At 61.7% G+C, this 7,460-nt stretch carries 9 protein-coding genes and 1 pseudogene; 3 read left to right on the top strand and 7 right to left on the bottom strand.

The features are described 5' to 3' along the window. The 3 genes from GPS82_RS12635 to GPS82_RS12625 all read left to right on the top strand — a co-directional run. Positions 1-549: HlyD family efflux transporter periplasmic adaptor subunit (locus tag GPS82_RS12635; RefSeq protein WP_296495262.1), on the top strand; the 549-nt coding region annotated here is incomplete at its 5' end. Then, entirely contained in the window at positions 546-1,739 is a 1,194-nt protein-coding gene (locus GPS82_RS12630) for an ABC transporter permease (RefSeq protein ID WP_296495260.1), read from the top strand. The genes GPS82_RS12635 and GPS82_RS12630, both read left to right, overlap by 4 nt. After that, positions 1,736-2,470 (top strand): ABC transporter ATP-binding protein, encoded by a 735-nt coding sequence (locus tag GPS82_RS12625; protein ID WP_296495258.1) that lies wholly within the window; start codon positions 1,736-1,738, stop codon positions 2,468-2,470. The genes GPS82_RS12630 and GPS82_RS12625 overlap by 4 nt, the downstream gene beginning before the upstream one ends. Positions 2,471-2,473: 3 nt before the next feature. On the opposite strand, the gene GPS82_RS12620 is transcribed toward GPS82_RS12625, so the two are convergent. From GPS82_RS12620 to GPS82_RS12590, 7 genes and pseudogenes are all read right to left on the bottom strand, one after another. Beyond that, a complete protein-coding gene (locus tag GPS82_RS12620) occupies positions 2,474-2,854 on the bottom strand; it encodes a rhodanese-like domain-containing protein (RefSeq protein WP_296495256.1) in 381 nt (126 codons plus the stop codon). A 96-nt stretch (positions 2,855-2,950) separates the two neighbouring features. After that, entirely contained in the window at positions 2,951-4,261 is a 1,311-nt protein-coding gene (gene glgC, locus GPS82_RS12615; RefSeq protein ID WP_296495254.1) for a glucose-1-phosphate adenylyltransferase, read from the bottom strand. A 13-nt stretch (positions 4,262-4,274) separates the two neighbouring features. Then, on the bottom strand, positions 4,275-4,745 hold the full coding sequence (locus GPS82_RS12610; protein WP_296495252.1) for a PaaI family thioesterase: 471 nt from the start codon (positions 4,743-4,745) through the stop codon (positions 4,275-4,277). A 94-nt stretch (positions 4,746-4,839) separates the two neighbouring features. Beyond that, positions 4,840-6,246: a DUF3422 domain-containing protein gene (locus tag GPS82_RS12605; RefSeq protein ID WP_296495250.1), complete on the bottom strand. Its 1,407-nt coding sequence runs from the start codon at positions 6,244-6,246 to the stop codon at positions 4,840-4,842. 36 nt (positions 6,247-6,282) lie between these two features. Beyond that, positions 6,283-6,912, bottom strand: a complete 630-nt coding sequence (locus GPS82_RS12600; protein WP_296495249.1) for a nitroreductase — start codon at positions 6,910-6,912, stop codon at positions 6,283-6,285. A 51-nt stretch (positions 6,913-6,963) separates the two neighbouring features. Then, complete coding sequence (locus GPS82_RS12595) at positions 6,964-7,203, bottom strand: thioredoxin family protein (protein WP_296495246.1); 240 nt, start codon at positions 7,201-7,203, stop codon at positions 6,964-6,966. A gap of 26 nt (positions 7,204-7,229) precedes the next feature. Then, positions 7,230-7,460 (bottom strand): annotated as a pseudogene (locus tag GPS82_RS12590) (permease); the annotation flags it as partial.

The raw sequence follows: 7,460 nt of genomic DNA, 5'->3' as shown, positions 1-7,460 counted from the left end.
GAGGCCGGCAGCACGGTGGTGGCGGGCCAGCCGGTGCTGCGCCTGATGGACCCAAACAGCTTGTGGGTCAAAATGCGCGTCGATCAGGGCCGCTCAGCCGGGCTGGCGCCCGGACTCAAGGCCAGCATTGTGCTGCGCTCCAGCCCCAAAACCCCCTTGAGCGGCCAGGTGGCGCGGCTGGAACTGCTGGCCGACAACGTCACCGAAGAGCGTTTGGCCCAAGTGGCTTTTGATGTCCCGCCTGCCAACGTCTCGGTCGGTGAAATGGCCGAGGTCACACTGCAACTGCCCGCCACCGCACCGGCGTTGCTGCTGCCCAACGCCGCCATCCAGCATCAAAAAGGCCAGAGCGGCGTCTGGCGCGTGATCGACAACAAGCCTGAGTTCGCGCCGGTGCAACTTGGCGCGCAAAGCCTGGATGGCCAGGTGCAGGTGCTCAAGGGCCTGGATAAAAATGACCAGGTGGTGATTTACAGTCAAAGAACCCTGAGCAGTGGCGCCCGCATTACCGTGGTGGACGCCCTGGTGAAGCCTGAGGCGGCCAAATGATCAGCCTGGCCGGGCGCGACATTTTGCACAGTTGGGGCAAGTTCGCCCTAACCGGGCTGGGGCTTGGGTTGTTGATTGGCGTGACGCTGACCATGGCCGGGGTCTACCGCGGCATGGTGGACGACGCGCAGGCGCTCATCACCAACAGCCAGGCCGATCTGTGGGTGGTGCAAAAAGACACCCAGGGTCCGTATGCCGAAGCCTCCAGCATCAAGGACGACGTGGTGCGCAGCGTGCGCGGCATGCCGGGCGTGGCGCAAGCCGCCAACGTCACCTACCTCACCATGCAGGTGCAGCGTCCCAACGGTGACGAGGCCCGTACCATGGTGGTGGGTGTGGAGCCCGGCCAGCCCGGCGCGCCCGGCTACCTGGTGGCCGGGCGCCAACTTACCCGCGACCACTATGAGGCGGTGGCAGATGTCAAAACCGGCCTGAAACTGGGCGATACGGTGCGTGTGCGCCGCCACAACGTTTTGGTGGTGGGACTGACGCAGCGCATGGTGTCCTCGGGCGGCGACCCGATGCTGTTTGTGCCTTTGAAAGACGCGCAGGAAGCGCAGTTCTTGAAAGACAACGACACCATTCAAAACGAGCGCAACCGCACCGCTGCCAATCCGGCCTTCAACCGCCCCGGCGTGCCGGGCTTGCTGGATGCCGTGCAAAACCTGCAGACCAGTAGTCACAACGTCAACGCCGTGCTGGTGCAACTCGCGCCCGGCTGGCAGCCCGATGAAGTGGCCGGGTCGCTGATGCGCTGGAAGCATGTGCAGGTATACACCCGCGCCGGCATGGAAGACATTCTGGTGGCCAAGCTGATCGCCACCTCGGCCAAACAAATCGGCATGTTTCTGGCCATTCTGGCGGTGGTCAGCGCGGCCATTGTGGCCTTCATCATCTACACCATGACGCTCGGCAAAATCCGTGAAATTGCGGTGTTGAAGCTGATCGGCACGCGCAACACCACCATTGCCGGCATGATCCTGCAGCAGGCCATGGGGCTCGGGCTGATCGGCTTCATGGTGGGCAAAATTTCGGCCACGGTCTGGGCGCCGATCTTTCCCAAATACGTGCTGCTGATGCCACGCGACGCCGTCACCGGTCTGGTCGCCACACTGCTGATTTGTGCCCTGGCCAGCACGCTTGCGATTCGCGTGGCGCTCAAGGTGGACCCGGCCGAGGCCATCGGATGAGCGCCATGAACCCACAACAAACAACCACGGGCGGCATCCGCATTGAAGGCCTGCGCAAGGTGTATGGCAAGGGCGACAGCGCCGTCGAAGCGCTGAAAAATGTCAATCTGGTGGTGGCGCCGGGCGAGGTGGTGGGCCTGGTGGGGCCATCGGGTTCGGGCAAAAGCACGCTGCTCAAATGCCTGGGTGCCATCATCGAGCCCACGTCGGGCCGAATGACGCTGGGCAACGATGTGATTTATGACAATGGCTGGAAAGTGCCCGACCTGCGCGCCCTGCGGCGTGACCGCATTGGTTTCATTTTTCAGGCGCCCTACCTGATCCCGTTTCTGGACGTGACCGACAACGTGGCCCTGCTGCCGATGCTGGCGGGTCAAGCCAATCCGCAAGCCCGCGCCCGCGCGCTCGATCTTTTGACAGCATTGGATGTGCAGCACCGCGCCCGTGCCGAGCCCTCGCAGCTTTCTGGCGGAGAACAACAGCGGGTGTCAATTGCCCGGGCACTGGCGAATCGACCGCCGGTCATACTGGCGGACGAACCCACGGCCCCGCTGGACAGCGAGCGCGCCCTGGGCGTGATGCGTATCCTGAACCAGATGGCTATTCAGGCCCACACCGCCATCATTGTGGTGACGCACGACGAAAAAATCATCCCCACCTTCAAGCGCATCTACCACATCCGCGATGGGCAAACCGTGGAAGAAGCTGGCGAAGGCCGCTCGCTGGATTAAGGCTTATTCGAACGACGGTGTTTCGGGCTTGGCCACCGGTTTGCCCGCTGCCGCCCAGCCATCGAAACCGCCAGCGATCGAGCGCACGTTCAAGTAGCCCATGTCCTGCAATGCCACCGCTGCCAGCGCGGCGCGGCCACTGGTTTTGCAATACAACAAAATGTTCAGGTCGCGCGCCTGCAGCGCCGGGTTGGCGCTGAATTTGAACTCCAGCAAGCCGCGGGAAATATGAACGGCACCGGGAACATGGCCCGCGATAAATTCATCGGCTTCACGCACATCCACCAGCACGTCGGCGGCAAGAATGGCGGGTTCAGCTTCAGCCACCGTGATTTCCTGCACGCGCGCTTTGGCGGCAGCAACGAGGTCGTGGGCAGTTTTCATTGGGCTATTTCCTGTTGGCGGTTAAAAGGTTTCAGATAATATCCGCATCCGCTTAATTATGCGAGGGGCCAGCGCCTTTTTTCAGGCGCTGCGCCATCAACGTATTCCCGTCTCCGACTGACCCAGCATTTCCTTGGTCACCAGCGTAATGCCCGATTCGGTCACGCGGTAACGCTTTTTGTCCTGCGCATGATCGACACCAATCACCGTGCCCTCCGGCAGGACGCAGTTCTTGTCAATGATGCACTTCTTCAACACGCAGTGCCGACCGACGTCCACATTGGGCAAGATCATCGAATCTTCAATGCTGGCATAACTGTGCACATTCACGCCTGAAAACAGCATCGACCGGCGCACCGTGGCACCACTGATGATGCAGCCGCCCGAGACCATCGAATCCACCGCTTGGCCACGGCGGGTATCGTCATCAAAGACGAATTTGGCTGGCGGCCTTTGTGGCTGCCAGGTCCAGATTGGCCAGTTTTCCGCATACAGATTGAGATCGGGCGTGACCTGCACCAGATCCAGGTTGGCGGACCAGTAGGCGTCCAGCGTACCCACATCGCGCCAGTAGGCGGGCTTGCCGGGCTCGGTCACACAGCTCTCGGAAAAATTTTGTGCAAAGGTCCGATAACGCTTGACGCAGTGCGGAATGATGTCTTTGCCAAAATCATGACTCGATTTGGGGTCATCTGCGTCACGCAGCAATTGCTCGTACAAAAAGCTGGCGTTGAACACATAAATGCCCATGCTGGCCAGCGCGTGGTCCGGGTCACCCGGCATGTGCTGCGGCTTGGGCGGCTTCTCGGTAAAGTCAACAATGCGGTTGTCATCGTCCACCGACATCACGCCGAAGCCGCTTGCCTCTGCCAGTGGCACTTCGACGCAGGTGACCGTCAGGTCGGCCTGGCGCGCCACGTGGGCGGCCAGCACCCGGCCATAGTCCATGCGGTAAATGTGGTCGCCTGACAAAATCAGCACGTATTCAGGCTTGGCGCGTCGGATTTCACGCAGGTTTTGAAACACCGCGTCGGCTGTGCCCTGGTACCAGTGCACCTCGTCTGACTGCTGCTGCGCGGGCATGATCTCGATGAACTCGTTGAGGCGCCCGTCCAAAAAACTCCAACCTAGTTGCAGATGCCGGATCAGGCTTTGTGACTTGTATTGGGTGGCCACACCCACACGGCGCACGCCCGAGTTGACGCAATTGGAGAGCGTGAAGTCGATGATGCGGAATTTGCCACCAAACGGCACCGCCGGCTTGGCGCGAAAGTCGGTCAGTTCATGCAGCCGGCTGCCGCGTCCGCCCGCCAGAATCAGGGCAAAAGTGTTGCGCGTCAGTTGGCTGACAAAACGCGGGTCCTGCGCTCTGCGCTCACCCGATCCGGTTTTTTCATTGGTTGTCATGATCGTTTTCCTCTCAGTCTGTTTTCACACCAAAGTTCTCGGGCATCTGAATCGCCACCACCTCGCCGCGCGCAGTCGCCACGCCAGCGGCAAACACCGTGCACTCGATCACCACCTTGCGGCCCTTGATTTCCTTGACGCGGCCGCGAATTTCAAGGGTCTCTCCGATCGGCGTGGGCTTCAGATAATCCACATGCAGCGAGCCGGTCACAAAGCGAAACGCGGGCAGCGTGTCCATGGCGCGACCCTCCTGCCGGTACATGGCTGCCGCCGCAGTGCCGGTGCTGTGGCAGTCAATCAGCGAAGCCAGCAGGCCGCCATAGGTGAATCCGGGTATTGCGGTGTGAAACGGCTCGGGGGTGAACCGGGTCACGGCCTCATCACCTTCCCAAAAGGTCTTGATGCGGTGACCATGGTCATTTTTGGCGCCGCAGCCATAACAGTGCGACAGGTTTTCGGGGTAGTAATCCTGAAAGGCTTTCATGCGCCGTCTCCTGGTCAATCCATCAATATTCGATGGAGCCAATTACGCCAGATGAATAAGGCGAAGAGACTGACCTAAATCAATTTTCAGGCCTTTAGTGGCCAACTTGCAGCTTGGCGTGAATGCGCCGGGTGGTGCGCCACACCGCCCACAGCACCAGCGGCACCAGCGCGCCCGCAGCCATTTCCGGGTTGATCGGCACACCCGCCGCCTTCAACGCCTTGCCACCGTAGAGCAGCAGACTGACCACGTAATACGAGATGGCGGCAATCGACAGGCCTTCCACCGTGCTTTGCAGGCGCAGTTGCAGTTCCTGGCCGCGGGTGAGCTTTTCCAGCAGCTGCTGGTTTTGCACCTCGGTGACAATGTCAACCCGGGTGCGCAGCAAATCACTGGCGCGCGCCACCCGCTCTGACAAAGAGGCCAGCCGTTGCCCGGTGGCGGCCACGGTGGCCATGGCGGGCGACAGGCGGCGTTGCATGAATTCGCCGATGGTCTGGGTGCCTGGAATGGCTTTTTCGCGCAACTCTTTGATGCGTTGGTTGACCAGGGCGTAATAAGCCTGGGTGGCGGAAAAGCGATAGCTGTTTTCGGCTGTGGCGCGCTCCACGCTGGCGGCCAATGACACCAGGGTGTCGAGCAACTCCTGGTCAGAGGAAGACTTGTTTTCCAACTGGGCGGTGATGCGCACCAGCTCGCTCTCTGCCTGCGCCAGCATCGGCCCGAGCGCCTTCACCACCGGCAGGCCGCGCAACGCCATCAGGCGATAGGTTTCCAGCTCCAGCAAGCGCGCGGCAATGCGGCCGGCGCGGGTCTGACTGGTGCCCTCGGGCGCGATCACCAGCATGCGCTCGAAGCCATCAGGCTGCAGCCGAAACTGCGTCAGCGCCCACGAATGACCCATCGGGTGTTCATAGCCGTGGCGGTTGGCGGGCCCCGCGAACGGCACCATATTAGCGGCATTGCTGCCCAGCAGCGAGGCCACCACGTTTTGCCCGCCAAGCCAGTTAACGCCCTGAGCCATCAGGGCAGTGGCGTCATCCAGCGGGGCATGGAGCATGGCCAACTGCACTGCGGCCACGGTGCGTCCCGGAATCTGGGCCAGCCACTGCTGCGGGACGGCCAAACTGCCCAGCAAGTCAGGCTCACAGGTGCCCAGCAAGGCATTTGCCGGCAAATCCTGCACCAGGGAGTAACTGGTAAATTCGGTATGGCGCTCCCACTTGATGGTCAAGCCCTCAAGCCGCAAGCGCAAAAAGTTATCCTGAAATCGCCCAGGCAGCAGTTCGCCCTGGCCGGGCAAGCGGTTCAGGTGGGCGCATTCGGCCTCGCGGCTCACGCCCTCGTTGAGTACCGCCACATAGGTGATCAGCGCCGGCAAACGGATGCGCGCCGACGGCCGGGCGTGCACCTCGTTGTGCAGGGTGGCGCGCTGCGGGTCGTCGGGCGGCAAGCAGTGCAGCACTGGTGGCGCAGGATCAGTGGGTGTGGCAATTTGCATGACGTCTATTTTTTGGGGTTGATGACCGCCACCACATCACAAACTGCTGACATACGCCGCCACGTTCGGGCGCAATCGTGCGGGCTTGCCCCTGGCCACGGTGCCTATATTGATGCAACACACCGCCTGCTCATGCGCGTGCATGCCGAACAGCGCGCGCAGCCGGGGCGATGCCAGCGCCTGGCCACTGGTGAGCCCCGAGCCAAAGCCCATGGCGTGCGCCGCCAACAACACGTTTTGAATGGCACAACCCAGCGACACCAGCCGCTCGGCATCACTGATGGCCAACTCACCCGACTCCCGCCGCTGCGCGTCGCGCTCCGGCGTGCTGCCGACCAGCCTGGCAATGGCCAGCATCAAAAAAGGCGCGCGGTGGGCCTTGTCGCGCGCGTTGTCAATCTGTTCGGGCGTGGCTGCTGGGTCGCGGTCTTGCAGCGCCAGGCCGAACACCTCGGCCAGCAGCTCTCGCTTGTCTGCGGGCACCAGCACAAAACGCCAGGGCAGCAATTGACCATGATCGGGCGCCGCCGCCGCCGTGCCAAGAATCTCCAGCAACTGCGACTCGGACGGGCCGGGGTCGACCAAGCGGCGGGGCGCCACGTGCTGGCGCGAGTGAATCAGCGCCTTGGCAAATTCTGAAAATTCAAAGCTGTCGGGTAAATCCATGAGGTCGTTCCTGTGTGCCCAACCTCAAGTGTGCCCTATTCCGGGCACGGGTCAAGCTGCGGCGAGCCACTTTTGCACTTCAGCCGCCGTCGGAATGCGCCCGCTGCTGACCAGCTTTTCATTGATGACCAAGCCCGGTGTCAACAACAGGTCGTGATGCATGATCTGCTTCATATCGGAAACCTTGACGAATTCAGCCTCCACGTTGGCAGCCACTGCAGCCTCGCGGGCGACGGCTTCGAGCTTGCGACAGTTGGCACATCCGGGACCGAGAATTTTGATACTCACCATGATGCTCTCCTTCAGATAAAAATGAATCAGGCCGCAGCGCGTCCCATTTGACGGCGCCCCAACCAGGCCATCGTGCCCGCCAGCAAGGCCACGAAAACGCCAAGGGCCAGGAGCGAGGGCAGCCAGCCCAGCCCATCCACCCAGGCACCGTAAAGCAGACCCGCGCAGACGCTGAACACCGCCACCAAACCCACATAGGCGAGTGTCTTGGTCCAGGCGATCACGGCGGCCACCATCAGCATGCTTTGCAGGCTGAG

This window comes from Rhodoferax sp., from assembly GCF_011391645.1.
In the GTDB taxonomy this organism is placed as follows: Bacteria; Pseudomonadota; Gammaproteobacteria; order Burkholderiales; family Burkholderiaceae_C; genus Rhodoferax.
The sequence above is the reverse complement of the archived record's forward strand: the minus strand, read 5'-3'. Positions and strand labels throughout refer to the sequence as shown.